This is a genomic window from Paenibacillus sp. FSL R10-2748 (assembly GCF_038005565.1).
In the GTDB taxonomy this organism is placed as follows: Bacteria; Bacillota; Bacilli; order Paenibacillales; family Paenibacillaceae; genus Paenibacillus; species Paenibacillus polymyxa_B.
In genome coordinates, this window is sequence record NZ_JBBOTK010000002.1 from 429,891 (window position 1) to 456,560 (window position 26,670).

29 protein-coding genes are annotated in these 26,670 nt (G+C 46.0%); 2 read left to right on the forward strand and 27 right to left on the reverse strand.

Going from position 1 to position 26,670, the window contains the following annotated elements:
* Positions 1 to 105: 105 nt before the first annotated feature.
* The 8 genes from NSS66_RS08505 to mtrB all read right to left on the reverse strand — a co-directional run bounded on the left by NSS66_RS08505 (position 106) and on the right by mtrB (position 6,028).
* A complete protein-coding gene (locus NSS66_RS08505; RefSeq protein WP_013310723.1) occupies positions 106 to 1,080 on the reverse strand; it encodes a polyprenyl synthetase family protein in 975 nt (324 codons plus the stop codon).
* The gene (locus NSS66_RS08510; RefSeq protein ID WP_028540636.1) at positions 1,077 to 1,943 is read right to left on the reverse strand and encodes a menaquinone biosynthetic enzyme MqnA/MqnD family protein; all 867 of its coding nucleotides are present in this window, start codon (positions 1,941 to 1,943) and stop codon (positions 1,077 to 1,079) included. The genes NSS66_RS08505 and NSS66_RS08510 overlap by 4 nt, the downstream gene beginning before the upstream one ends.
* Positions 1,900 to 2,559, reverse strand: a complete 660-nt coding sequence (locus NSS66_RS08515) for a UbiX family flavin prenyltransferase (RefSeq protein ID WP_013310725.1) — start codon at positions 2,557 to 2,559, stop codon at positions 1,900 to 1,902. The genes NSS66_RS08510 and NSS66_RS08515 overlap by 44 nt, the downstream gene beginning before the upstream one ends.
* A complete protein-coding gene (locus tag NSS66_RS08520; RefSeq protein ID WP_028540635.1) occupies positions 2,559 to 3,431 on the reverse strand; it encodes a UbiA-like polyprenyltransferase in 873 nt (290 codons plus the stop codon). The genes NSS66_RS08515 and NSS66_RS08520 overlap by 1 nt, the downstream gene beginning before the upstream one ends.
* On the reverse strand, positions 3,424 to 4,152 hold the full coding sequence (locus tag NSS66_RS08525; RefSeq protein ID WP_023989173.1) for a demethylmenaquinone methyltransferase: 729 nt from the start codon (positions 4,150 to 4,152) through the stop codon (positions 3,424 to 3,426). The genes NSS66_RS08520 and NSS66_RS08525 overlap by 8 nt, the downstream gene beginning before the upstream one ends.
* Positions 4,153 to 4,161: 9 nt before the next feature.
* The gene (locus tag NSS66_RS08530; RefSeq protein ID WP_340958766.1) at positions 4,162 to 5,031 is read right to left on the reverse strand and encodes a heptaprenyl diphosphate synthase component 1; all 870 of its coding nucleotides are present in this window, start codon (positions 5,029 to 5,031) and stop codon (positions 4,162 to 4,164) included.
* Between the two features lie 116 nt (positions 5,032 to 5,147).
* Complete coding sequence (locus tag NSS66_RS08535; RefSeq protein WP_023989175.1) at positions 5,148 to 5,699, reverse strand: hypothetical protein; 552 nt, start codon at positions 5,697 to 5,699, stop codon at positions 5,148 to 5,150.
* Between the two features lie 98 nt (positions 5,700 to 5,797).
* Positions 5,798 to 6,028: a trp RNA-binding attenuation protein MtrB gene (gene mtrB, locus NSS66_RS08540; RefSeq protein ID WP_013310730.1), complete on the reverse strand. Its 231-nt coding sequence runs from the start codon at positions 6,026 to 6,028 to the stop codon at positions 5,798 to 5,800.
* Positions 6,029 to 6,065: 37 nt separating this feature from the next.
* Between mtrB and NSS66_RS08545 the strand changes: the two genes are divergently transcribed.
* On the forward strand, positions 6,066 to 6,359 hold the full coding sequence (locus tag NSS66_RS08545) for a hypothetical protein (RefSeq protein WP_340958767.1): 294 nt from the start codon (positions 6,066 to 6,068) through the stop codon (positions 6,357 to 6,359).
* Between the two features lie 71 nt (positions 6,360 to 6,430).
* On the opposite strand, the gene NSS66_RS08550 is transcribed toward NSS66_RS08545, so the two are convergent.
* From NSS66_RS08550 to NSS66_RS08570, 5 genes are all read right to left on the reverse strand, one after another.
* Entirely contained in the window at positions 6,431 to 6,703 is a 273-nt protein-coding gene (locus tag NSS66_RS08550; RefSeq protein ID WP_013310732.1) for an HU family DNA-binding protein, read from the reverse strand.
* Between the two features lie 247 nt (positions 6,704 to 6,950).
* Positions 6,951 to 7,937, reverse strand: a complete 987-nt coding sequence (locus NSS66_RS08555) for an ABC transporter permease (protein WP_013310733.1) — start codon at positions 7,935 to 7,937, stop codon at positions 6,951 to 6,953.
* Positions 7,934 to 9,451 (reverse strand): sugar ABC transporter ATP-binding protein, encoded by a 1,518-nt coding sequence (locus tag NSS66_RS08560; protein WP_340958768.1) that lies wholly within the window; start codon positions 9,449 to 9,451, stop codon positions 7,934 to 7,936. Before NSS66_RS08560 ends, NSS66_RS08555 begins: the two co-directional genes overlap by 4 nt.
* Positions 9,452 to 9,517: 66 nt before the next feature.
* A complete protein-coding gene (locus NSS66_RS08565) occupies positions 9,518 to 10,633 on the reverse strand; it encodes a sugar ABC transporter substrate-binding protein (protein WP_340958769.1) in 1,116 nt (371 codons plus the stop codon).
* Between the two features lie 335 nt (positions 10,634 to 10,968).
* Entirely contained in the window at positions 10,969 to 11,901 is a 933-nt protein-coding gene (locus NSS66_RS08570) for a zinc-binding dehydrogenase (protein WP_340958770.1), read from the reverse strand.
* 131 nt (positions 11,902 to 12,032) lie between these two features.
* Between NSS66_RS08570 and NSS66_RS08575 the strand changes: the two genes are divergently transcribed.
* The gene (locus NSS66_RS08575; protein ID WP_023989180.1) at positions 12,033 to 12,944 is read left to right on the forward strand and encodes an MmyB family transcriptional regulator; all 912 of its coding nucleotides are present in this window, start codon (positions 12,033 to 12,035) and stop codon (positions 12,942 to 12,944) included.
* A 331-nt stretch (positions 12,945 to 13,275) separates the two neighbouring features.
* On the opposite strand, the gene spoIVA is transcribed toward NSS66_RS08575, so the two are convergent.
* The 14 genes from spoIVA to NSS66_RS08645 form a co-directional block, all read right to left on the reverse strand.
* Positions 13,276 to 14,754, reverse strand: a complete 1,479-nt coding sequence (spoIVA, locus tag NSS66_RS08580) for a stage IV sporulation protein A (RefSeq protein WP_023989182.1) — start codon at positions 14,752 to 14,754, stop codon at positions 13,276 to 13,278.
* A gap of 419 nt (positions 14,755 to 15,173) precedes the next feature.
* Positions 15,174 to 15,524, reverse strand: a complete 351-nt coding sequence (locus NSS66_RS08585) for a 2Fe-2S iron-sulfur cluster-binding protein (RefSeq protein ID WP_338532517.1) — start codon at positions 15,522 to 15,524, stop codon at positions 15,174 to 15,176.
* Between the two features lie 39 nt (positions 15,525 to 15,563).
* A complete protein-coding gene (locus NSS66_RS08590; protein ID WP_028540630.1) occupies positions 15,564 to 16,211 on the reverse strand; it encodes a hypothetical protein in 648 nt (215 codons plus the stop codon).
* A gap of 178 nt (positions 16,212 to 16,389) precedes the next feature.
* Positions 16,390 to 16,665, reverse strand: a complete 276-nt coding sequence (locus NSS66_RS08595) for a stage VI sporulation protein F (RefSeq protein WP_013310741.1) — start codon at positions 16,663 to 16,665, stop codon at positions 16,390 to 16,392.
* Between the two features lie 165 nt (positions 16,666 to 16,830).
* The gene (locus NSS66_RS08600; protein ID WP_028540629.1) at positions 16,831 to 17,871 is read right to left on the reverse strand and encodes an NAD(P)H-dependent glycerol-3-phosphate dehydrogenase; all 1,041 of its coding nucleotides are present in this window, start codon (positions 17,869 to 17,871) and stop codon (positions 16,831 to 16,833) included.
* On the reverse strand, positions 17,864 to 18,472 hold the full coding sequence (gene plsY, locus NSS66_RS08605; RefSeq protein WP_025723065.1) for a glycerol-3-phosphate 1-O-acyltransferase PlsY: 609 nt from the start codon (positions 18,470 to 18,472) through the stop codon (positions 17,864 to 17,866). Before plsY ends, NSS66_RS08600 begins: the two co-directional genes overlap by 8 nt.
* 11 nt (positions 18,473 to 18,483) lie before the next feature.
* Positions 18,484 to 19,806 carry a ribosome biogenesis GTPase Der gene (gene der, locus NSS66_RS08610; RefSeq protein ID WP_013310744.1) on the reverse strand — a complete coding sequence of 441 codons (1,323 nt, stop codon included), beginning with the start codon at positions 19,804 to 19,806 and terminating at the stop codon, positions 18,484 to 18,486.
* Between the two features lie 147 nt (positions 19,807 to 19,953).
* Positions 19,954 to 21,180 (reverse strand): 30S ribosomal protein S1, encoded by a 1,227-nt coding sequence (gene rpsA, locus NSS66_RS08615; protein ID WP_013371699.1) that lies wholly within the window; start codon positions 21,178 to 21,180, stop codon positions 19,954 to 19,956.
* Positions 21,181 to 21,300: 120 nt separating this feature from the next.
* Positions 21,301 to 21,894, reverse strand: coding sequence for a lysophospholipid acyltransferase family protein (locus NSS66_RS08620; RefSeq protein ID WP_340958771.1), 594 nt, complete (start codon positions 21,892 to 21,894; stop codon positions 21,301 to 21,303).
* Positions 21,891 to 22,598: a (d)CMP kinase gene (gene cmk / locus NSS66_RS08625; protein WP_023989187.1), complete on the reverse strand. Its 708-nt coding sequence runs from the start codon at positions 22,596 to 22,598 to the stop codon at positions 21,891 to 21,893. Before cmk ends, NSS66_RS08620 begins: the two co-directional genes overlap by 4 nt.
* 128 nt (positions 22,599 to 22,726) lie before the next feature.
* On the reverse strand, positions 22,727 to 23,386 hold the full coding sequence (locus tag NSS66_RS08630; protein ID WP_023989188.1) for a flagellar brake protein: 660 nt from the start codon (positions 23,384 to 23,386) through the stop codon (positions 22,727 to 22,729).
* Between the two features lie 165 nt (positions 23,387 to 23,551).
* A complete protein-coding gene (ypeB, locus tag NSS66_RS08635) occupies positions 23,552 to 24,937 on the reverse strand; it encodes a germination protein YpeB (protein WP_023989189.1) in 1,386 nt (461 codons plus the stop codon).
* Positions 24,938 to 25,201: 264 nt separating this feature from the next.
* Complete coding sequence (gene prsW, locus NSS66_RS08640) at positions 25,202 to 25,897, reverse strand: glutamic-type intramembrane protease PrsW (RefSeq protein ID WP_023989190.1); 696 nt, start codon at positions 25,895 to 25,897, stop codon at positions 25,202 to 25,204.
* Between the two features lie 86 nt (positions 25,898 to 25,983).
* Positions 25,984 to 26,598, reverse strand: coding sequence for a genetic competence negative regulator (locus tag NSS66_RS08645; RefSeq protein ID WP_013310751.1), 615 nt, complete (start codon positions 26,596 to 26,598; stop codon positions 25,984 to 25,986).
* Between the last annotated feature and the right edge of the window lie 72 nt (positions 26,599 to 26,670).

Below are 26,670 nucleotides of genomic sequence, written 5' to 3' on the forward strand. Positions count from 1 at the left end.
CACTCCCAATCCAATCTAATGTATTTATACAGTACTAAACTGTATTGTAACAGAAAGCTTGGAACCGGTTAAAGCATTTTGTCACAGCAAACCCAAAACACAACTTTAGTAGGAGCGGCGTGTTACAAAATGAGCAATATCGCGTAGCGTCTTTTTTGTTTTGACATCTGGTAGTAAGTCCAGCGCGTTTAGCGCTTTATTAATATATCGGTCGGCGAGAATTTCAGCTTTAGCGATTCCTTCACTTTTTTTGATCATATCCACCGCTTTGCGTGCGTCTCCTTGCCCATCTCCATCCTGAATGCGGCGGATTTCAGCCAGTAGATCGGCACGCAACTCAGGCTGTTCAAGCGCATAAATCACCGGAAGCGTAATATTCCCCTGTCTCATATCGCTGCCCGGCGGCTTGCCAATCTTTTTTTCCGTGCCACACAGATCAAGCAGATCATCCTGAATTTGAAAAGCCATACCTACGTTATAGCCGTAGCTGTACAGCAGGGAATTGACACTTTCTCGTGCCCCTGCAGCCATAGCTCCCAGCTGGCAACTAACCGCAATCAACAATGCCGTTTTTCGCCGTATGCGAAGCAAATAATTCCGCACACTCTGATCCACATTAAAAAAATCACGAATTTGTTCCATTTCACCAATGGACATCTGCACCAGCGCTTTAGACAGTACCCGGTGAATGTCGGGATTCGGCAGTCCAGCAGCAATAGACAGCGCACGTGCATATATGTAGTCTCCGGTGTACATAGCCACCCGATTGTCCCATTTGGACTTCACGGTGGGTTGACCGCGTCTCATTTCCGCATCGTCAATCACATCGTCGTGAACGAGAGAGGCAGAATGAATCAGTTCCAGAGGTACCGCTATACGTTTGAGCTTGTCCAGATCATATTCCCCAAACTTGCCTCCCAGTAATACAAATACGGGACGCAAACGCTTGCCCCCTGCTTTAAGCAGATGAAGCGACGTATCATTAATCAACGGCTCCGTACTGTCGATACTGCGATACAACTCTTCTTCTATAAAGTTCATATCCTTCTTTAATAAACCGAACAAATCCAATCGTTTCATTCTTTCACCCGTGTCAGCGTATTGTCACTCCAGAGAAGCGGCTTCACTCGTCGGTCAAGCAGCCCCAGTTCATGCGCATACTGAAAATAAAGCTCTAAACCTTGTTGTTGCTTCTCTCCAAAATCATAACACAGATTAGTAAAGTAGCGCTCCCAATAATCTCGCAGACCTCCAATTTCCTCGCATGCTTCAGAAATAACAGGCGTCAGGTCCGACAGACTACGCTGCTTGCTTACGCGGAACGCACTTGCAATTTCAGCCACCGCCGCGGGATTTTGAGCAGCAACAGCACGTCGTACTGCCCATACAGCAAAAGTCATACTATAGCCCGTCCAGCGCTTCCACTCTTCTCCGAGGTCCGTAACATACAGACCTTCGCTTCGCCAAGATGCCTTAATCGCGTGATCTCCAATCAGCAGCCCTGCATCTGCCTGTTCCAGCATCAAGTCAAGATCCGGTTCACAGTCAAAATAGGAAGGCTGACCTTCCCATGCCTTTTGCATCAAAATTTTCAACAAATTCACGGATGTAGCAGACGTATTCGTTAGTGCAATGGTTCCGTTTTTGATTTCGTCAAGCGGCTTGCGTGAAAATAGTAAAATGGATTGCACAGGACCATCTGCACTGACGGATAAATCCGGCAACAATAGCATTTCCTCAGCACCCGATGCATACGCAAATGAGGACATCGCACTGATATCCAAACTCCCATTCAGCATACCTCGATTCAATTCAGCCGGAACTTTAGAAACCATCTCCGCCGAATGGAGAAGCTCAGAAGGATTAAAATAATGAAAAATAGGCCAAGCGTTTGTATATTTAATTTTTCCGATTGTGATTGTCTTGGTGTCCGGCGTCGGCATCGGAATCCCCCCATCTCGTAAACAGTTGATGTTCTATACGCAAGCTGTCCAATACTTTGCCTACGAGGAACAGCACAATATCATCCAGCGTCTTCGGATGAAAGTAAAAAGCCGGCATAGCCGGAATCATTTTGACGCCGAGTCTCGCAAGCTTAAGCATGTTTTCCAAATGAATGGCATGTAGAGGCGTTTCACGAGGCACAAGGATCAGCGGACGACCTTCCTTCATCATCACGTCCGCTGCTCTCGCCATGAGATTATCGGACGAACCGTGTGCTACTGCTGACAACGTCCCCATCGAGCATGGCATAATAATCATCGCATCCACCAAATAAGAGCCGCTCGCAATCGAAGCTCCAATATCTGTGAACGGATGGTATACAAGAGAACCGGGACGGCCTCCGAATTGTTCATTCAAAGCCCCTTCCCGGTCAGTCACATTCCAGCCCAACTCCTCTTTCAATACCCGCCAGCCAGCATTGGAAACGATCAGGTGAACTGTGTATTGCAAGTCCAGCAAAGTCTCTACCAGTCGCACACCATAAATGCTTCCGCTCGCGCCTGTAATGCCAATAACGATTCGTTTGCCTTGATGTCCGCTCACCTGATTATTCATTAGTATTGACGCACCACCAAATCAATCAGTGTAAAGGCAAACACGACAGTGCTAAGTACACCGTTCATAGTAAAGAATGCCGTCTGCAAACGACTCAAATCTTTTGGAGATACGATATAGTGTTCATAAAATAAAATAATGTACGAAATAATCATGCCCGCCAGATACCACCAGCTTAAATCTGCAATAAAGAACAGTACAATAAATCCGATTGCCGTAATGACGTGGAATGCCCGAGCGATGTTCAACGCACCTGCTACACCAAAACGGGCAGGAATAGAATAAACTCCTTCGTTTTGGTCAAAATCTATATCCTGACAAGCATAAATTACATCAAATCCCGCCGTCCAAAATGCAATCGTGAGATATAGTACGATTGCAGTCAAATCTATTTGTCCCGTTACTGCAACCCACGCGCCGAGTGGCGCCAAACCAATGGTCAGACCAAGCACAATATGGCAAAGCCAAGTGAAACGCTTGGTGTAAGAATAAAAAACGAGCATAAAAAAGGCCAGCGGGAACAGCTTGAACGCCAGCGGACTTAACTTGAATGATGCCCAGAATAACAACACCAAACTGACGATAATGAAAATCACCACTTCGCTCGATTTGAGCAACCCCGCCGGGATAGCGCGTCCTGCTGTGCGCGGATTTTTCCCGTCAATCACCCGGTCAATCATACGATTGAAGCCAAAAGCCGCGCTACGTGCGCCAACCATAGCTAGCAGAATCCAGCCGATCTGCGGCCAAGAGGGAAGGTTGCCTGTCACGATAACAGACCCCAATACAGCCCCCATGAATGCAAATGGGAGCGCAAATAACGTATGTTCAATTTTAATCATTTCCAAAAAAATAGCAATTTTCTTAAACATGCTGACTCTCCTTGATTCCAATGTGCAATGCCGCAATGCCTCCGGTGAGAGAATGAGCCTGAACATCCTTCAATCCGACTTCACGGAAGATGCCAGCCAACTCATCCCTTCCTGGAAAAAGCGCCAACGAATCAGGGAGCCATTTATACTGCTCATAACGTTTGGCGAACAATTTGCCGAGCATGGGCAAGATGTGTTGAAAATATGTGTAGTAAATTCCCTTGAACGGCTGCCAAGTAGGTTTGGACAATTCCAAACATACGACCTGCCCGCCAGGTTTGACGACTCGTTGCATCTCCTGTAACACGTGGCGCAGATCAGGCACGTTGCGCAGACCGAAACCAATCGTCGCATAATCAAATGAATTATCTTCAAAAGGTAGTTCCATCGCGTTGCCCTGAACAAGCTTAATTTGCTTTTCACGGGATTCTGATGTAATCTTACGCTCGCCAACATTGAGCATGTTCTGACTAAAATCAAGTCCTACGATGTGACCACTTTCACTTGCTCGTGCCATCGCAAGCGTCCAGTCACATGTACCACAGCAAAGATCAATTGCCGTATCGCCGCGATGCATGTTCATTTTTTTCATCGTAAATTTCCGCCAAGCCTTATGTCTGCGAAAGCTCAGTATATCGTTCATCAAATCGTATTTACCTGCTATGCTTTCAAACACGCCATGAACGAATTGCTCTTTCGGCTTGGTGTCGCTTGATCCCATCACGTTCACCTAACCTTCCCTCACAACTGGGTGCGGACTATTTAGCAGCTTCAGGAAAGGCTCAAGCATGCGTTCAAATTCCTCGATCCCCGTATTTTGATCATCTGACAGGATCTGCCGGATGTGTGTAACAGCCGTGCGAAGCTTGTCCAGTATCGCATCCTCGGCTTTGTATTTCAGAACAAGATTACGCCATGCTTCAGTGTCAGTACCACTCTCTGAAAGCAATGCCTGCTCGTTCCGGTCCCCGTTACCATAAATATGCCAGAACATATATCCGAAACGGGACTTGTCCGGTTCTGTCCGCTTGCCCCATTCCTCCACCAAGGTGTCACAGAGGGCAAATTTGTTGAGAAGCTGCTTCCAAATTTCCTGATCCTGTTCTGCTACAAGTGAAGTGAATGATAAAAAAAGCTCCTTTTTGAAACGAACCATCTGAGTTAAATACTGAGTTGCATCCAATCGGAATTGCTTCATTCCCCAGTACAGATTCATTTTCCCTGCGTTCACTTCACATACAGCATCACTCAGCTTCGAAATGGCCGTGATGCGGCCTGCCAGTGCAAGCAGCTGATAAAAACGACTGCTAAAATAGTCCCCAGCTAACACTTTCAGCTGTCTGGAACGCATCTCCTCCGGGCTACGTATACCGGATAAAGTATCAATCATATCATGCGTATCCAGCCCCATCTGCACAAGCGAGGTTACCAATGCGTACAGTTCGTCCTCACTGGCATGCAGCTCCTGCGCATTCCGGTTCAAAAACACAAACATCAAACGGGTACGGCTGTCAGGAAAAGCCGGCATTTCCGTATGTTGTTGAATCATGTCGTATTCCACATATTTCCTTGCTAATTGGGGTACGCGATACGGTTTCATCCTAAGCCTCCGAGACATGACTTTCTGCTATACTCAAATAATTGCAATGCCTTATATTATATCACAATTTAAAATGATTCGCGACTAAAGTACTGTAGGTCCACCGGCAGAAACATCTAATCTGTATATACACCGTTAAACCTGTTTTGCCACATGGGCGTTACTGTAATGCGGAAACGGGACTTCAAATCCTCTGGCAATTCCGCGCCTTCCCGGCTTCTCAGCTGTTCCAATGCCTCGTTCGTCCACTCGTTCCGACGTATATCGGATGCAAGCAGCAAATGACGTTCTCCTGACCATTCGTCCTGTGTTACCACCCGAAGCAGCAATTGCCGTACATTCGTCGTTCCGTAAAAGCTAAAAGCGGCAAGCTCCGCCATGTTTTGATAAATCTCTAGTGGGGCAGTTTCTTCCTTAGACAGCTTGACATCCAGGGTCAGGACTGAATGTTCCCAGCTTGCGCTTGCAATCGGTGTGGTCAACGGCAGCTCATTCAGCGTATCCACCAGATTGTCATCCGACAGCAGCACCCGTTGCTGAGGCGAAATCGTCGCCTGTGTCTCGCGAACTGCTGCGGTTCCTGAGTCCAGCACCTGTAAGGACGGCAGCAACACAGCTGCTGCGATGGTTATGAGAATGGAGCCACCGAATACAATCCAAGGTTTCATCAGAGCCTCCCCTGACCTCTACCTCATAATGTGGGTTTGCTACGGTAAAGGTCCTCACTCTCATTCTACAACAAAAAAAAGCAGGCTATGCCTGCATTTTAATCCTCCGTATCTACTACCCCGTGCTTGGTCATCACAACGGCTTTGCCGCGAATTTTAATAGCAGAAGTATGATCCGTAAATTGGACGATCAGTACTTCGCCCTTGTCCAATTTTTCTGAATGATGCAAGCGTGTATCCTGACCTCTGGTCAGACCAAAAACCTGACATCCGTTGCTTTTCGCTTTAATTACGACGTACTCACTACTACCCGTCACGTTATCTTCCATGTCCTTTTCCTCCCTGAGAGCCGAAGCTATACTTTTTATGATGGAGATTCAAGCTTGTTTTGTCAACTACATGCTTCCTTCGCTACCTGCAACAATTAGCGTGTCCCGAGCCATACTATCCGTGCAGTCCCATCCATTAAAGAAAGGAACGGATTTGATGAAAAACTATCTTCCCGCCAATCTCAGTCCTGCCCAAATCGAACGACTTCAACAGCTGGAGCATGAATTTGCTGAGCTAACAGGTGAACCCCTAGTGCTGATCGCTTATGTCTCGCGAAACGGCAGAACAGCTTCCTCTTCTCCAGTCCATAGCACCTCTACCACGAAGTAAACAGGACAAAAAGAAAAGGCCGTGAATCAAATTCACGGTCTTTTCAGCGCATTGGGAATATGTAAGAAATCTTATTTAATTCCGTCTTTGAGCGCTTTACCCGGTTTAAATGCCGGAATTTTGCTCGCAGGGATTTCGATTTCTTCTCCTGTTTGCGGGTTACGTCCTTTACGTGCGGAACGTTCACGAACCTCAAAGTTCCCGAAACCTACCAGTTGCACCTTATCTCCGCTTTGCAGCGCTCCAGAGATCGCCTCAAATACTGCATCGATTGCTTTGGTTACGTCCTTTTTGGACAATTCAGTGCTTTCAGAAACCTGATTGATCAAATCCGTTTTATTCATAATATTCACCTCCCAATTCAAGTGTAGTCCAGCATTAAGGTTATCGGTGTTAATGACCGATATGAGGTCGCCTGTATAAAATAACCCGGGCGGCGTACTGCCTTCCATAATGTTATCATCTGTTTCCGTTTCGTCGTTAAATATACATAGAATATACCTAACCTCCGCAATATAGGCCGAAACTGGCGTTTTATGGCACCCTTCTTGCGTGGAACAAGGTTTATAGTAATACAGTCCACAGACAATTTCAAGTACGACGACGGTTTAACACGTAAAAAGTAACGGCCAGCGCAAGTACCAGCACTACTCCTTTGACAATATCATGGGCAAAATATTGCACATTCATCATCGTTAGTCCATTAACCAACACACCGATCAACACTGCACCAATAAATGTACCAATGACATTGGGTTTACCAGCACCAAAGACCGAAAAACCGACGAATACTGCAGCTACCGCCTCCATGAGTAAGGGGGAACCCGCGTCAATTTGGCCTGAGCCTACTCGCGAGGCATACAAAATACCGGCAATCGCCGCAAATACGCCTGAAGCAACATAGGCCAAAGTACGGACTTTTTTTACCCGTATGCCCGACAGACGAGCAGCTTCCTCATTTCCACCCGTTACATACATTTGACGCCCATGCTTTGTATAGGTCAAGAAAACATGCACCGCTGCCACAGCCAGCAACAGTAAAATAACTGAAATCGGGATACCCAACCATTTACCTTGCCCCAGCAAAAGAAATGCAGGAGATATCTCCCCCGGCGCCTTGCTGCCATCGGGAAACTGCATATGATTGTATATGGTATAGCCCTGGGCGTACGTTTTGTGAATCCCGCTTACAATATACATGATTGCAAGGGTTGCGAGCAAATCAGGAATACGCAGTTTAATAATCAGTAATGAATTCAACAGTCCTACCAAAGCACCGACAACCAGAGACACAATAATGACCACCGCAACAGGCTGCTCATACCAGACCATCAAAGAAGCTGAAACGACCGTTGTCAAAGATACTGTAGCTCCCACCGATAGGTCAAAACCGTCCACAATAAGTGACAACGTCACACCAATGGCAACGAAAGTCACAATGGCAATTGAGCCAAGAATGTCCATTAAATTATCATACGTCCAGAAATAAGGTAATGTAGATGAAAAAAACGCTAACACACCTATAATGACAACTACGGCACCGTAACGAAATGAGACGTTTAACCATTTTTCCTTCATGAATGCACCTCTTCACCGCCGCTGGCATACAACAGAAGCTGTTCCTGTTCCACTTCGCCCCGCGCAAATTCCTTTATAATTTTTCCATCATACATCACTGCAATCCGATCACCAATGCCAATCCCTTCAGCAAATTCACAGGTTAGATAAATGATCGCTTTTCCTTGCTCCGCCAACTCGCCAATGATACGGAAAATATCACTTTTTGCCCCAATATCTACACCTTTGGTTGGCTCGTCAAAAACAAATACATCCGCTCCAGAATGCAACCATTTCCCAATCGCAACTTTTTGCTGATTCCCACCACTTAAATATTTAACATTCTGGCGGAGCGATGGCGTCTTAATACCGAGAGAGGCGACAATTCCATTACCGTTATTTCGTTCTTTACGCCGACTGATGAAACCAAGGACACTCAGTTTGCCCAAAAGCGGAAGGCTGAGGTTTCTTTCCACACTCTCCTCAATTAATACCCCCTGCTTACGCCGCTCCTCGGGTATGGACACAATTCCTTGAGCTACCGCGTCCGCTGGCTCTCTCAATCGAATGGAGCAACCTTTAAAGGTCAACTCTCCCTTATCCGGCTTGTCTGCTCCTGTAAGAAGTCTTGACAGCTCTGTCTTGCCTGCACCAACCAAACCCACAATAGAGAGAATTTCACCACATCGGACTTGTAAATCAATGCCGTGCACTCGTAATCCTTTGTGAAGCCCTTTCGCTTCCAATACCGTTTCACCAATCGGTACCTCTGTTTTTGGGAACTCCTCTTCAAATGTTTTCCCAAGCATATGCGTAACGATGTCGCCTACACTTAAATCAGAGGCAGGCCCCGTGAACACGCGCTCACCATCACGCATCACCGTAACATGGTCACTGTGTTCGATAACCTCCGGCAATCGGTGTGTGATGAGGATACATGCAACTCCCTCATCCTTGAGTGTATGGATTGTGCGGAACAAACGTCGCGTTTCTTCCTCGCTGAGCGGCGCCGTAGGCTCATCAAAAATGATGGTATTTGCTTGCTGTGTCAGAATGCGTGCAATAAGCACAAGCTGTTTTTCTGCCAACGTCAATTCAGACACATATCGTCTTACGTCAATATCTACCTCCAGACGTGCTAATGCCTCACGCGCTCGTCTGCGCATAGAACCCGGTGCAGCCCACCATCGACCATCAGGTGCAGACAAATCGTCCATTACAATATTTTCAGCGACAGTTAACTGAGGTACAAGCGCTGAATCGACCTCCTGATACACACAGTGAATTCCCGCTCTTTTGGCCTCCCACGGTGAACTAATGTTCAGTTCCTTCCCACCAACTACGATAGCTCCCTGATCGGAACGATACGCACCGGACAAAATCTTCATCAATGTGCTTTTCCCTGCCCCGTTGGCGCCCAGCAGAGCGTGAATTTCGCCACCCTGCACCGTAAAATCCACGGCTCGCAGCGCATCTACACCAGCAAACTGTTTGCTGATTTTTTTCATTTCCAATGTATATACTTGTGAACTCATGGTGCCCCCTCACGCCTGCTTATGATAAAAGCGCGCCGAAGCGCGCCTTTGCGTTATGCAAACATTTTATTTGGACGTTTCATATTCCTTCATCCAATCCTTATAGCCCTGCTCGCTTTGGCCCCATCCCTTCACATATTGGGACAGCTCGGATGTGGAAATTTGCTTATCTGGCAGCGCTTCGCGTTGCACATATACAGCCTTCAGTACAACTTTCTCCTCCGGATTATCCCCATGCAACTTCTGATATGCATAGCGCACTTGTACGCGCCCGATATCTGTTGGATCTACGGCTGCCGAGGCCACCCAAGGATTTTTCGGGTCCTGGATCATTTGCAAGTCCTCGTCGCTCATGTCAATGCCGTAGACTTTAATTTCCGTACGTCCCGCTTGTTGGATGGCACGGGCTGCACCTTTGGCAAACTCATCCCACGCCGCCCAGACGGCTGTAATTTCGCCCTTAGGATATTGCTTTAATACAGCTTCCATTTTGGCTTGCGTATCCAACGCAGGATTCTGAGCCGAACCAAAAGTCGCAATTTCTTTAATATCTGGATTGGATTTCAAAAATGCACCATAAGCAACCTGACGACGTTCCATCGGTGCAAATCCGGCAACCCATACTTTCACAATGTTGCCTTTGCCACCGATATCCTTTTTCATTTGCTCCAGCGTCAGCTCAGCCATGCTTTGGTCATCTTGGGAGAGCACTACCGCACCCGGAACATTGACCGCAGCATCGAACACGATAACCGGAATATTGCGGGAAATTGCTTTTTTCAGCCCTGTCTCCAGCAATGCATCACCATGATCAGTCAAAATGACATCAAACTGCTGGTTAATCGCACTATCAAGCAGAGAAGCCATTTTAGCCTTATCGTTATCTGCCACAAACTTAGTCAGCGTACCGCCGAATTTCTTAACTTCCTCTTCCACACCTTGAACATACTGTTGCGAAAATGTGCCCGTGTTAAACTCCATGATCAACGCAACCCGTTTACCCTTTAGATTTAAATTGTCCGGTTTTCCGTTTGTTGTATTCGATCCCTCAGTGCTTGTCCCTTGAGTGCCGCTCTCTGTTTTCGGCACGCCACATGCAGTGACCAGCAAAACCAGCACCAGTAGCATGATAGCCCCCAGCCCTAGCTTTTTGTTTCTTTGGAGCTCTTTTTGGATCTTCATAATTTCATTTCCCCCTCGTTCAATCCACAAAATAATTCAAATTTGATACTTAATATATCGCTTTAAACCAAGTATGTAAATAGGTTTTATGAAATATTGAAAAAATCCCGACTACATATGACAAAATACAACAATTCCACAAAAAAAATTAAACAACCCCCCCCCGATTGAATAACGGGGAACGGTTGCTGCATAGAGGTGTCTTTTTAGTTCTCTACTTGACAGGGTACGCCACAGGGTCGATTTTTGCTTATGCTTAAAATGTGAACATCATGAGCGGAGACTAGCCTGGAGATACAATCTCCTTGTCATTTTCAATATGAGGACGCTCCCATCTAACTTATTTGGAGCACTGCTTTACCGGAAAACTTCCGATCTATCAGTTGTTGGGCAATAGTTCCAACTTCCTTCCACGATGCCTCCACTTCGATCCTTGGTACTAACTGGCCTTTTGAAACAAGCTCACCTAGCAATTTCAGATCTTCCGCTGGCGAATAGCGATTTATCTCCTCTCCTAGAAAGAAGCTGTACAAGGTCCTACCCCCTAAGCCCCTGATATTAATCGTTGCGTAAGGTGAGGACGAATGTCCCATGGATACACAAATCCCTTCTGGTACAAGCTGAGGTAGTAATGCAGCTAGCGTATCACCACCTACTGAATCCAAAATTAGATGATAAGGTCCAAATGTATCAACCGATGAAATCGCCGTATCTCCAACGATAACCTCATTAGCACCAGCCTCTTGAACAAGTAGAGCTTTTCCCTTGGTTCTGGCTACACCTACTGTAAAAGCTCCTGATTGCGCTGCTAGCTGGTGTGCAAAAATCCCAACTCCGCCAGTCGAGCCAGTTATCAATATTCGCTTACCGAGCAGCATTCCTCCTTTTCTAAGCGTATAGAGCGCTGACAGACCGGCTACCGGTAAAGTAGCAGCCTGGGCGAAGGTAATATCATCGGGAAATTCAGCCAGTAATGAAGTAGGGGCAGCAACTTGTTCGGCCCATGCTCCCATTGGGAGAAGGCCTACCACACGGCTTCCTTGTTTCGGACCCGTGCCATCTTTGGCCTGCTCGATGACGATCCCAGCAAAATCCCAGCCTGGTCTGATCTGTCTTCCATTATTCCTTGCATCTACAACTTCACCCCGATTAAGAGAGAAGGCCTGTACTTGAACGATCGCTTCCCAAGGCTGGGCCTGTGGGGCGGCAACTTCCTTTATCGCGAAAAATCCTGAAGCAAACGGATCTGTTACAATTGCACGAACCATACGATCTCCTCCATGATTATCATTGAGAACCTCTTGTAAATAGCTCACCTTTTTCACAATGTAGTATACTGTAGGGAATCATCTGCACCAAGTGTAGAACTACACCTCATTATGAAAAGGATTGAAAAAGGATGACCATGCACAAGGACGAGGACTTCCAATATAAAACATTAAAAATCGTATTGGGAGAGATTGAAGCTGTTCGCATGAAACGTCAACGGGAATATACTGAGCTATCTCACCCGTTATTGAAACGATTTACTCAGCAGGAGCTTAATGATGAGGCATGTCCTACGTATAAAAATCTATTGGTTGGACGGTCTCGTCGAATACCGGATCGGCAAACGATGATCCATATTGCTGAGTATCTGGAGTGCACTTCAGATGAGCGCAATGATCTTCTTCTCGCCGCTGATTATCTTCCGATCCATTACGAATTGGAGGGACGGTCTCTGGAGCTGGCTCTGGAGCAAGCGCAGCAGATCATGAGTAATTTGCCATTTCCGGCAATGATCGTTACTCATACCTTAGATATCAAGGGGTTAAATGAGCCGTTTCGCCATTTATTTGATATCCCCTCCGATTCTTTTATGAATGGAAAACTGAATAAAGTTGATTTTCATTTTAACTCCGATTTTTCCATTCGTCCCCGTTCTACCTTCGATGCTGAGTCGTTCGAAGAGTGGGAGTCTCATGCTATTTACGGGATACAAGCTTTCAAAAGGTATAACATGTTTTCCCGATACGACCATTGGTATAAAAAGTTAATTGACAGATTTCGAAAATACGACGATCTTAATAAATATTGGAGTATGCAGCCAAAGGACTCATCAAATGAAGTTGAGCACTCTAAAATCATTTTGGCCAGAATGGGAGCCATGGCCGATTTAGCCCCCATTCGCTACAAGCAAATTCATCTTTCTGTAAGCAGCCACATGTATCCTGGAATTGAAGTGTACTTACCGATTGACGAACCTGGACGCAGAGTATTTGAATATTTGGGGTGTCCTGCCGAATGCCAGAACAACGCTTTTAATAAATAGCCAGTCAATTGCTATATCGATTATAAGAATCGTTCATTGCAAATTAAATAAGCCTCGGTGCTACGTTGAAAGAGACCAAATATGAAAATGACTACCAGGGTAATCACGTTGTGAAACTCATTAATCGGATTGTTACATTTGAACCTAAATCCCGCTAGGAGAAACGAAAAGCTCAATAAAAACAGAGGTAGTCTAGGACTTTATTTTCTCGTCCATGGCTACCCCTGTCTGGTTTTAGAGGTCAGTCTAATATTTTGTTTTTGCGAACCATAGAGAGCCAATTGCTCTCCACGGTATTTCTCTTATACATTTTTTTGGGTGTGGCTTAGCCTTAAAGAATAATAGCAATGAGACCGCCGGAGCCTTCATTAATGATACGACCCAGCGTTTCCTGCAGCTTATAGCGTGCATTGTCCGGCATCATAGCGATTTTACCCTGAATGCCTTCCCGTACAATGGAATGCAGCGAACGTCCGAAAATGTCTGACTCCCAAATTTTGATTGGGTCATTCTCAAAATCCTGCATCAGATAGCGCATAAGCTCCTCACTTTGCTTCTCTGTTCCGATAATCGGAGCAAATTCCGATTCCACATCCACACGGATCATGTGTATGGAAGGTGCTGTTGCCTTGAGCCGCACACCAAACCTTGTGCCCTGACGAATCAACTGCGGATCGTCTAGTGCCATTTCGGACAATGACGGCGCTGCAATGCCATATCCCGTTGTCTTGACCATTTCCAGCGCCTCGGCGAAGCGGTCGTACTCCCGTTTGGCATGGGCAAAATCCTGCATCATTTGCAGCAAATGATCCTTGCCGCGAATCTCTACCCCGACGACTTCGACCAAAATCTGGTCATATAGCTCATCGGGAGCATACAGATCAATTTCAGCTACGCCCTGCCCCATATTCATCCCGCTCAATCCGGCCCTGTCGATGAATTCATATTCCATAAACTGGCCAACCACTCGATCTACATCACGCAGACGTCGAATATCTTTAACCGTATCGCGAACGGAATTTTCATAATTGCTACGCAGCCAGTGCTCTTCGTTCAGTACCATGACCCAGCTCGGCAGGTTTACATTCACCTCATGCACCGGAAATTCATACAATACTTCACGAAGTACGCCTGTAACATCATCTTCCGTCATAGTTGCCGCGCTGAGTGTCATAACTGGTATATCGTACTTGGCAGCCAGCTCACTGCGAAGCTGGAGTGTTTCATCACTGCGCGGATGCGTGGAGTTGATAACCAAAACAAATGGCTTGCCAACTTCCTTCAACTCCTCAATGACGCGTTCCTCCGACTCTACATAAGAGCTGCGCGGGATTTCCGCAATCGTGCCGTCTGTAGTGACTACCACACCGAGCGTCGAATGCTCCTGAATAACCTTGCGTGTACCAATTTCCGCCGCTTCCTGAAAAGGAATGGGTTCTTCGAACCATGGTGTGGAGATCATCCTCGGACCATTTTCATCCTCGTACCCTTTTGCTCCTTCTACTGCATATCCTACACAGTCAACCAGACGTACATTCACGTCCAGTCCTTCCGTTACTTTGATCTGGACGGCATTATTCGGTACGAATTTAGGCTCCGTCGTCATGATCGTCTTGCCTGCCGCACTTTGCGGCAACTCGTCTACGGCGCGGGCACGGTCCGCCTCACTTGTAATGTTCGGCAGAACAATCGTCTCCATAAACCGCTTGATAAACGTTGATTTTCCTGTTCGGACTGCGCCGACGACCCCAAGATAAATGTCTCCTCCGGTGCGTTCGGCAATGTCTTTAAAAATGTCCACTTTCTCCAATGAAATCCCCTCCTCAAAAGTCTCCGAAGGAAAAATGCTTAAAGAGCATCCGCTTCGTGTTCAACCAACTGCTTGATCCCAGATGCGGCAGAACAGCCTTTAAAATGCCCGGAAGTCGTCCGCCGCCGAGATTCAGGAGACTGATGGAATCGGCGAAACGGCGTAAACTCGTACATGCATTTGGACTGATACCATCATATGTATCCCCTCCGTAAAATATGTTTAGTTTTTTAAAAAATAGATTACGACACAGCGATCATTGCAGAAACGATATTTTACGTTTGGGTCCACTCACCTAATATATGCGGGGCAAGACTCTCCCATGACTTCGTCGCTAGACTAAATAAAAAAGGATGTTTCTCCTGACCGTTTAGAGTCGTCGGAAACCATCCTTTTTTATTTTCCTGATATAATCGGCATTACCACAGTTCATCATCCATCGACTGACGCTCCAGTTGCCGCCTGATAGCCGCCTTGAGCCTATCCTCCGGTATGGTTACCTCCATATCGCCTTGGACACGCGCCTGGCAGGATAAGCGTATTCCCTCATCCAGTAAAGGTCCCAGCTTACGCTGCTCTGCATCGCTGGGTTGGCCTGCGAATTCAGCCCGTTCCGGTGATATTTGTACCTTACACATCAGACAGGCTGCTTTTCCGTCACAACGAGTGGGAATATATACACCCGCTTTACGGGCAGCCTGAAGCAATGACGTACCCTGACCGACCTGTACGCGCCTGCCTGACGGCTTGAACATAATCTGCACATTCATGAACGGTCCTCCAGTCGTCTTTCTCCTAACACACACAGCTTATTCATTGCCCATCAGGATGACGGAGTGCAACTCGGGCCAAGGCAGAAGTTCTGCAAGCTTGTCCAATTGCTCCTCATTCCAAATATTACTGACTAGTAGCTGCTTCAGTACAATGATATGACGTCGCGGGTCGCGCTTCATAACATCTGCAATCGCTTTATATCGGTCGGGTCGATTTCGCAATATATTGAATAAAAGTTCATGACTGAGCGGCATCAGACGCAGTGAAGCACTCCCCAGCTCAAGCTGAACCCCAGCCGACCAAAGTAGTCGCTCGATCTCTAAGCGGTATAACGCTCCGCCACATAATACCTCAAATCCCCCCACCAACTCGACTGGAAAACCCTCCAAGTCATAGTGGCTCAGCAATGAAACGTAAGAGCCGCTACGGTCAACCTGCTGTCGATCTATACTCATACCCAGGGGGTGCGCATGGAGCTGCTTTGCAGCATGAATATCCGCATAAATATCAATGTCCCGAGGCAGGCGATCCAGTTCAACTTCTTGCACAAGTAGTGAACAGCTCCCCCCCAGCATCCACGGAACCGACACTTTTGACCAGCTCTCAGCCAAGCTACTCAGCGCAACTGCCAGATTGTGAGGAAGCCTGTCTACTAACACTGATGATATTGCCTCCTTCAACATCGTTTCCTCCTTTGCTGTCTTTCCTTCCGTTTCCTGATGGGCATCATTATAACATGTTCGACAGGGCAGTTCGATATTTTGTGTACTGAAAAAGAGGTTAGCTGCTCCAAAATATAAAAAAAACCGCGAACCTTCCCGGTTCACGGTGAATAATACTAACCGGCGTGCGGCCAGCGGTCTATTTTTTCATCATCATTTTCATCAACGCTTCCATATTGGAAGGATTCATTCCGCTCTTTTTGACGGCACCAACGATATCCCTTACTGTATCTTCCGACACCGGAATGTTGGCCATCGCAGACACCTGCTTGATAAGCTGACGCAGTTGCGCTTCGCTTTGAAGCGTGTCCGCCTTTACCGTGCCTGCCAGCTTTTTCACTGCATTTTCGGATATGTTTTTGCCACCTTTTTTGTTAATGGCCTTCAATGCATCTTTCGGAAAGTTTTTATTCACAATCTCCCCTCCTCCGCCATTGCTCAACTCAGTCTATGAGTGGCGGAGACAAAAGGTGATTAAGCGTACATAAGACATGCCAAACGCCTAACTAAAAAAGGCTATCTCATTATAGAAAAAATCTACCATGAGACAGCCTTTATATTATTAAAGCTCATCCGACCCTTAAGAATGCCATTGCTCCCAAGTTTGAAGTGGCATGACTTCCATCTCGGTCTTAGGATCGCGACCCATCAGCGCCTCAACGGCCTTACGGACGTCACGTCCTTCAAACAGTACTCCATACAGCACCTCTGTAATAGGCATCTGAACACCTAATTTTTGAGAGATGGCGTATGCAGCTTTTGTCGTTCGAATACCTTCTACGACCATGCCCATCGATTCTAGCACAGCATCAAGCTGCTGGCCCTGTCCCAATAGGGACCCTGCACGCCAGTTGCGACTGTGACGACTCGTTGCAGTGACCACTAGATCGCCAATACCAGCCAGGCCGGCAAAGGTTAATGGATTAGCACCCATCTCAACTCCGGCACGGGTAATTTCAGCCAATCCACGAGTCAATAAAGCCGCTTTGGCATTATCACCGAAACCAAGTCCGTCTGACATTCCCGCACCCAATGCGATAATGTTTTTTAGCGCCCCGGACAGTTCCACGCCGAGCAAATCACGGTTTGTATAGACGCGGAAATAGGAGTTCATGAACAGCCCCTGTGCGGCCTGTGCAGCCTTCTCATTGGAGGAAGCTACAACGACCGTTGTAGGACACTTCTTCACCACTTCTTCCGCATGACTCGGACCAGACAGCACGGCAATATCGCCCTCCGCGACTTCCAGTTCTTCCGAGATCACCGTGGACATACGTTTAAGCGTTTCAGTTTCAAAACCTTTAATGGCATGCACTACCAGCATATCCTTGCTAAAATGAGCTTTCAGACTACGTGCTACCTGACGAGCAGCAGCCGAAGGAGATACGATAATCACTGCTCTAGCACCAGATACCGCAGTCTGCATGTCAGTTGTAGCTGAAATGCGATCAGACAAAATGGAGCCTGGTAAATAATGCTCATTCGTATGCTTCTCATTGATTTCAGCTGCTTGCTGCTCGTTTCTCGTCCAGACAGAGACATCGTTGTTATTGGCCGCAAGAACGGAAGCCAGGGCTGTTCCCCAACTCCCCGCGACCAGCACAGCTATTTTCTCAGACAAGACGATCTCCTCCTTTGGAGCCAAGCTTATTCTCATTCCCCCGTACCAGCTTGACTATGTTGGTACGGTGTCTCCACACAGCGAACAGACAAATGATTAGAGCCGTCCAGAATAACGGCCATGCATAACCAAGCACGAGTAATATCCAGGGGGTCAAAATGACAAAAATGAGCGATCCCAAGGATACGTAACGCGTCATTACGATTGCAAGTATCGCAATGATTCCGGCATATAGTGCGGGCAGTAAGGCAAGCGATGCCAATACACCAATAGCAGTCGCAATACCTTTTCCTCCACGGAAGTGAAAATATACCGGCCAGTTATGGCCCGCAATCGCCGCAATGCCGCACAAACCCGGTACCCAGGATGATTGTCCACCTAACCAGTGCCCTATTAGCACTGCAATAACCCCTTTAAGTACGTCCAGCAGCAGCACCAGAATAGCTGGGCCTTTTCCAAGCACACGCAGCGTATTCGTCGCACCGGCATTGCCGCTTCCATGCTGGCGAATGTCGATTCCTTTTAATTTTCCATACAGCAAACTAAAGCTGACAGAGCCAAGCAAGTAACTGAGTACGATGGCAACGATTTGTAAAATCAACCTATTCGCTCCTAACTTTCGTCAGACTTGCGCCGTGTAAAGATACGAATTGGAGTTCCTTCAAAATTGAAGGCGGCGCGAATTTTGTTCTCCAGATAACGCTCATATGAGAAGTGCATTATTTCTGGATCGTTTACGAATACAACCATCGTAGGCGGCTTAACAGCAACCTGGGTCACATAGTTAATGCGCAGACGACGTCCCTTGTCTGTTGGTGGAGGATTGATGGCAACCGCATCGGAAATTACATCATTCAGCAAATGTGTCTGAATACGCAACACATGCTGCTGCGCCACATGCTGTACAACAGGAAGCAGCTTTTGCAGGCGTTGCTTCGTTTTTGCAGACAAGAACACAATCGGAGCATATGTCATAAACAGAAAGTGATCGCGAATTTTCGTTTCAAACTGGTGCATCGTTTTATCGTCCTTGTCCACGACATCCCATTTGTTAACGACAAACAGCGATGCTTTACCCGCTTCATAAGCATAGCCAGCAATGTGCTTATCCTGCTCAATAATGCCTTCCTCGCCGTTAATAACGACCAGTACAACATCTGCACGCTCAATGGCACGCATGGCACGCATTACACTATATTTTTCGGTCGTTTCATAAACTTTACCACGTTTACGCATACCTGCCGTATCAATCAGCACATACTTTTGACCGTCTTTTTCAAAAGGTGTATCAATTGCATCACGCGTCGTGCCTGCAATGTCACTAACGATAACCCGTTCTTCTCCCAAAATGGCGTTAACCAGTGAAGATTTACCTACATTTGGGCGGCCGATCAAGGCAACACGAATAACGTCTTCATCATAGTGATCTTCTTCCAGCTCAGGCAAATTGGACGTAATGGCATCCAACAGATCGCCTATCCCTGTTCCATGACTACCAGAAACAGCGATTGGATCACCAAATCCATAAGAATAAAACTCATAAATCAGATCGGCGCGACTGAGGTTGTCCACCTTGTTGACAGCTACGATGATCGGTTTACCCGAACGATATAGCATTTGAGCTACCTCTTCATCTGACTGTGTAATTCCTGCTTTCGCATCACTCATGAATACAATTACATCTGCTTCTTCTATTGCAAGTTCGGCCTGCATACGGATGGATTTTAAAATGACATCCTCACCATCAATCTCAATGCCGCCGGTGTCAATAATACTGAAGGATTTACCATTCCACTCCGATATACCGTATATACGGTCACGAGTGATTCCGGGTTTATCTTCCACGATGGACAAACGATCCCCGATAATCCGATTAAAAATAGTGGACTTACCCACATTCGGACGACCAACGATAGCCACAACGGGTCTTGCCATAAATTCACTCCTCCTGTCAATTCTTCCGCTATCATCATAGCAAAAAACATACCTATTGGCGATATGGTCACGTAACAACAATCGGCGAACCCTCTGGGTCCGCCGATGGTGTACGTTATGCTTATTATAAAATGTATTGATTTAAACTCATTTAAATTTGTTCAGCTTATCGCCAAAACGCTCGCCGAGCGTAATGCTCAGACCGGAATTATTGAGGGAAACGTTAGGATTATTCAGTTCCTCACGAGGTGCACGAGATGCACGCGGTGCTCTTTCTGCTTTAGGAGCAGCTTCAGGAGCTTCCTCAGTTTCTTTAATGCTCAGGCTAACACGTTTTTCGGAAGGATTCATTTCAAGAATTTTAACTTTCACTTCTTGTCCTTCTTCCAGAACTTCTTGTGGAGTTCCAATGTGTTTGTGGGAAATTTGGGAAATATGAACCAAACCTTCCACGCCAGGAGCGATTTCAACGAATGCGCCGAAGTTAACCAGACGTTTTACAACACCTGTTACGATGTCATTGTTGTTGAATTGTCCAGCAGCCGATTCCCAAGGACCAGGCTGTGCAGCTTTCATGCTCAGGCTGATTTTTCCTTTTTCAGGATCTACTTTCAAGACTTTCACTTTCACTTGATCTCCTTCAGAAACTGCATCAGAAGGCTTATCGACATGAGTCCAAGCAATTTCAGATACGTGAACCAGACCATCCACGCCGCCAACATCTACGAAAGCTCCGAACTGAGTAAGACGTTGAACCGTACCTACGATTTCTTGGCCTTCTTTCAGCTCAGCCATTACTTTAAGCTTGTTGGCTTCGAATTCTGCTTCCAGAACGTCTTTTTGAGAAAGGATCACTTTGTTATTTTCACGATCCAGTTCTTTTACAACAACACGCAATGTGCGGCCTTTGTAATCACTGAAATCTTCAACGAAGTGACGTTCTACCATGGATGCAGGGATGAATCCGCGCAGACCTACGTCTACCACGATGCCACCTTTAACGACATCATTTACAACGACTTCAAATACTTCTTTGCTTTCGAACAGTTGCTCCAACTTTTCCCAAGCATTTTCACTGTCGATTGCACGTTTGGACAGAACAAGTTTTTCTTTGCCATCGTCGATGCTGATAATTCTAGCTTCAACCTCTTGGCCTACTTGTACTGCTTCTTCTGCGTTATCCAGACCAGAAGACAACTCGCGAATTGGAATAACTCCATCGTATTTATATCCAATGCTTACTACCGCTTGGTTATCTTCCAATTTCACGATTGTACCCTTAACGGTGTCACCTTTTTTCAGGGAGACGATTTGATCGAGCTCGTCTTGATTTGCCGCTTCAGCAGCTTCTTGATTTTTAATTTCTTCCGACATGTCAATACCCTCCTCAATTCAAAAAAAACCATTTATTTAAACCTGCGCATGGCAGAGTTCAAAACATAAATAAACTTTTGTTCTAGTTTTCCGAGCTTAGACACAATTCATGCAAGCCTTTCAGTTATTCGTAGGCTTACCCGTTTCCTTCATTGTGCGAATACGAGACATAATTGCTTCTGTTGCCAGTTCAAGCGGATCTCCTTCGATATCGGCACCCTTTTGGTAAGTGTCCAAATTGACAGGTTTACCGTATAACACTTTCGTTTTACGGAAAAGCTTGTAATCACCAATGATGGCGACCGGAACGGCAGCCGCTCCACTGCGTAGCGCAAAGCTTGCAGCACCCTTTTTACCGATTCCCCCAGCTCCTCTGGAGCCTTCGGGAAAGATCCCCATAACCTTACCGTCACGCAAAATGTTCAATGCCAGCTTAATGGATTCCTTACTTACACCACCGCGTTTGACTGGAAAAGCTCCCAGTTTCCCAATTAGCGGACCTAGTACAGGAACATTAAACAGCTCGGCTTTTGCCATAAAGTGAACCTTTCGCTTCAGCAAAATACCGACTGTAGGAGGGTCAAGATTACTAATATGATTAGAACACAACAGTACTCCGCCCTCGGCAGGAACATTTTCCCTGCCTACCGCCTCAAGTCTAAACAGAACGCGGTAAATGAGACGCAAAATACTGGCGCATACAGTATATATCATTGGCTGATCTCTCCATCCTTCTCCGTTAAGCAATAAGATACGATCGTATCAACGACATCCTGAATGCCCATATGGGTCGTATCGAGCACGATGGCGTCCTCACTGCAACGAAGCGGGGATACCTCCCTCTCCTCGTCAAGCTTGTCACGTGCCGCAATGTCACGTTCTAGCTGCTCCAGAGTGATATCATCAGTTTCGCTCAGTTCTTTAAAACGGCGAGAGGCACGTTCCTGAACACTTGCGGTCATGAACACCTTGACTTCCGCATCGGGAAGTACAGTTGTTCCAATATCGCGACCATCCATAACGACACCCTTGCGTGCAGCCATTTCACGCTGGTTTTCAGTCAAACGTGTACGTAAACCAGCAATACTTGAATACTGTGACACGTTGCTAGTCACTTCCATCGAACGGATCACAGTGGTTACATCTTCCCCGTTACAATAAACCTTTTGGCCTGTGGGGTCCGGTACTAATTCAATCACCAGCTCAGGTACATGCTGAAGCACTTTTTGTACATTTTCTGCAGGAATTTCCTTACACATCATGTACCACGTTGCTGCTCGGTACATGGCGCCGGTATCTACATATACATAAGAAAGTGCTTTCGCCACCAGGCGGGCCACTGTACTTTTCCCTGCACCAGCAGGTCCATCAATGGCTACATTTATTTTGTTACTTGAAGATACATGTTGCCTTGCCAACAGGGAATTCCTCCTAACCTAACCTCAAGAAAAAAGCAGGCATTGCCTGCGACGTGAAAATTATACCACACATTTATAGGCGATGCAAAATAAGCGACAGGTTACTAAAAAAGAAAAATTTCGGATGATTAAGATTTTTCCCGGAATTCCAGCTGCCGTTCAAAACAATATTTAATCAGTTTTTGGCGCTCCTGATCAGCAATTTTCTCATATTTCAGCATAATGAGTCTGCGGCCGTTTTCCATCTGCTGAATACGTACAATTTCAGATTGGAACGGAACATGCTCTTGAGTTCCGTTTTTATAAGGGACCAAAATCCAGCAAGATAATGATTCTCCTTCTTCAAGATGATGAGCTCCCTGGGTCTGAAAAGAAACGCCTCCGCCTCCCACATCATGCGTCTCTGCTACAAATCTGGACTCGTTCTCACCATGCTTTACCGCAATTTCCAAGTTGGCCTTAACCCGAAGAAAGTTTCGGCGCTGAATTTTGCTGATGCTGTCTGGAGCAGGTTTGTGGATGCGAACCATCCGGAGGATATCCTCTTTAAAACCCGTAACGTGGGTATTGAAATAATTTTTAATACCTCCCTCGCTCATAAAAAATATAGACAGCTCTTCCCCTAGAAACAATTTTTTCAAGTGTCCACTTGTTTGTGACATAGGAATTTCAATTAGAAAGTTCTGTGACTCCTCTTCCGCAATACGAGACTTAAATTCAAAAATCTCGTCCTTATGGTCAGTACCAGCCACTTGTATGTATAACACATCATTAATTTTGGGAAACAAATGATCCACCATCCTTGTCCATTAAAAGCTCTAATTAAGGTATATAATACCACGACTTTATGCCTATATTAAGCATTATATTTGTTCGAGCTATGACTAAAGCACAAAAAACCTCCTTCATGAAGGAGGTTTAGAGTGACTATTGATTCATTTTCATGTAATCAACTACGCATTACTTGCAGTAACCTGAGGTTCATCTGAATCTTTAACCTCTTCAATCGTTTCTTCCATCCCTGTATTGGCGTTAATGTATATCCGGTAAACGGAACCATTGATTTTACCACCAAATTCATAACACAGAACTTCATTCGAAAGTTCATTTTCAATTAAAGCTTTACGGTGGTAAGTTTCACGAAACTCAGGATTCAATTTTGCTCGTGCTGCATTCAAATTCAATTTCGCTTGCGGAATGCGGCGGAGATGACTATGCTCATACACATAATCACTGGATTGAAAACCGATCACTTGTCCGTTATCAAGGCCTGATCTGACTGTGATTTTTTCTGGATAGATAATCACGTCCCCTTGTTGGCTCGCAAATGTAATGTTAGCTAAATTCCCGCTTTCATCATATGCAACTGGCTTCATTCCTTTGTAACCTTTTTGTTCAAGGTATTCACTAGCATAGCGAATCGCTTCATTACGTGTTGCTTTTTTAGGACCTACTGCCCTCATGTCATGATAAGAAATAAGCTTGCCGCCTTTTTTCGTGAAATCCATACTGGCCACGGGTTGCTTCTTATTTAGCAGGGTAGCTGTATAAGATGCCCATTCCGTTCCTTTACCGTTTTCGTTCACACGAATCTGACTTTCCGGTTTTCCTGTAAATTCAGCGGCATTTCGTTTAATTTGTTCTGCATTCACTGCCGGGAGACTCAATTTTTTCACAGAGCGTTTATCATAGATGCTGGCTACAGACGGTCCCCAATCCAGCTCCTTGTAGTTTTCCACCTTTTTGTCCACGGTTTTAAAGCCATCAATAATGGTATTGTCCTTCGGCCCAGTTTGAGAACCTGCCGCCATATCTACATCCATCCATCGCAAATTTTTGCTAAGGACCTTTTGCTGCACTTCCTGCATGTTTTTCGAAATTTCTTTGGAATTGTTATATAACGTTTTCAGGTTCGAAATTTCTTTCTCATTTAAAGGCTCGTGATCCAGATCACGAACAGCGGTCTGATACGAAAATGCAGATAGATGTGACAGCAAATCCTTGGCATGATTAAAAGGCATTACATTGAGAGGCAACTGATTAACCTCATTTTGGGCCTCACTTGCAATTCTCCACACGTTCATCAAACATTTGCGGTGCATCGAGTGTGAAGTGTTATGGACAGCAACCGCGTTACCGAGTTGAGAATGCAGCTGATCCATATGAAACGACAAATCGTGAAACGCACGCTGGTATTGATTTTCCGCTTTAATCGACATGTTATCTGCCTGAAGAGACACCTCTTTTCTCATCTGGCTTTGCTGATAACCCCACACAAATGCTCCTATCATCATCAGGGTAACCACCGGGAACAATACGGCACTAAGTCGCTTATACATATTGGGAGTCTCCTTTCTTCAAGTACACTACCGATAGTGTGACAAGAAGAAAGCTCTCTTATGCATGCTTTTCCATGACTTCAACAATAAACTCACAGTTATCGCAAATGCAGCGTTTAAAGCCGGTCTGAATCTGTCCTTGCTCTATGCGTCCTCTTAGCACAAAGCGTTCCCCGCATCTTTTACAATGAATTCTTACTTTTATGCGCAAAAAAAGACACCTCTTTCTCTAACAGGTTTGTCAGATCAGTGTGTCCCATTTCGTTACATATTAACCTTTTCTTCCCGCTTTAACAAGCGAAAAGGAGAACGGTTATTGGCTCGACTAATCTTCGCCATTCCCCCATACCATAGAAATGCCATCAGTGGAATGATAAACCAGATCCAGTCATGCGAAAATTTCGTCAAAATCAAATCGTATACTCCGTGCCAGAACCATGGAAGCACCAATGACAGCAACAACATGTATTTGCTCCTCAAGCCCTTTGAAAACTTGGCCTTCCCCATGTAGTAGCCCATCATTACGCCAAACATCGCATGACCGGATACCGGTAGCAATGATCGCATCAGCATCATGCTAATCGAAGCATGCCCCGCCCAGGCATATAACAGATTTTCAACCGTTGCAAATCCGAGTGAGACTGCGGCTGCATACAAAATACCATCATAAGGCTCGTCGAACTCGGTATGATTATAGATGATGTGATACAACAGAAACCATTTAAAAAACTCTTCCACTCCGGCTGAAATGCCGAATACCTGGATTAACGTGTGATCCCCTAGCCAAAGCAGCAGCCCGCGTTGAAAAATCATGACAGGAAGAACCACCAAAAAGCCGAGCAAAAACACTTTAATAACCATGTGCAGTGGCTCCGAATCATACCTGTCCTTCAAGTAAAAATACATCAATAAGGCGAGACCCGGCGCTGTGGCTGCCGCTAAAACCGAAAACAGAAGCACCGATCATCCCTCCATAAAAATGAGTCGGCCCTGCTTTCAGCGCAGAGCCGACAAATTCACTTCGATATCACTTTCAATAGAACGAATCAAGAACGGCTGTCAAAATGAGTGCAGATGACAGCAACTGCCTGTTCAGGAATGACCAGCTTGCCGTACTCTTCCAACATAGCTGGTGTAACGGATGAGCCTTCTCCAAATTCAGCAAGAACCGCGATTAAAGCCGCAAGCTTGGACTCCTCTACTTCTTCTGGTTCCAAATGCAGAATCCATTTTCCTCTATAATGATACAGCTTACCTGCTTCCGTAGTGTTGCTACGAAGCATATGAGCCGCTTCTATGAGAACTTCGAAATCGCTAAACGCGTAAACGATGGAATCGCTATGCTCCAGCGTGACTTCCATTTCGTAGACTTCTTCTGGAAGCTCCTCATCGGGACCCGAACCATACTGTTGATGGTCATATTTTCCCCGGGTGACGATAACAACCATTCCTTGAGCAGGAAGCGCAAAGACTTCGACAGCTAACGGTCCCGTGGCGTCGAAGCCCAGTTCACTGTATGCCTGATCCATCATTTCGGTAAACAGCTCATGAACTCTTGGAATTTCTTGCCACATATCGTCTTTTTGAATACCGCGTTCGCTCAAATCGTCAAAGGTAAGGAAAATCCGTATCTTGTCCTGACTTAATCTTTCTATTTTCATACTGGACCCTCCTCCTGGCAGCCGAGTGTTATTAACAGATTATGATGCAATTATGATGCCTGTGATGAAAAT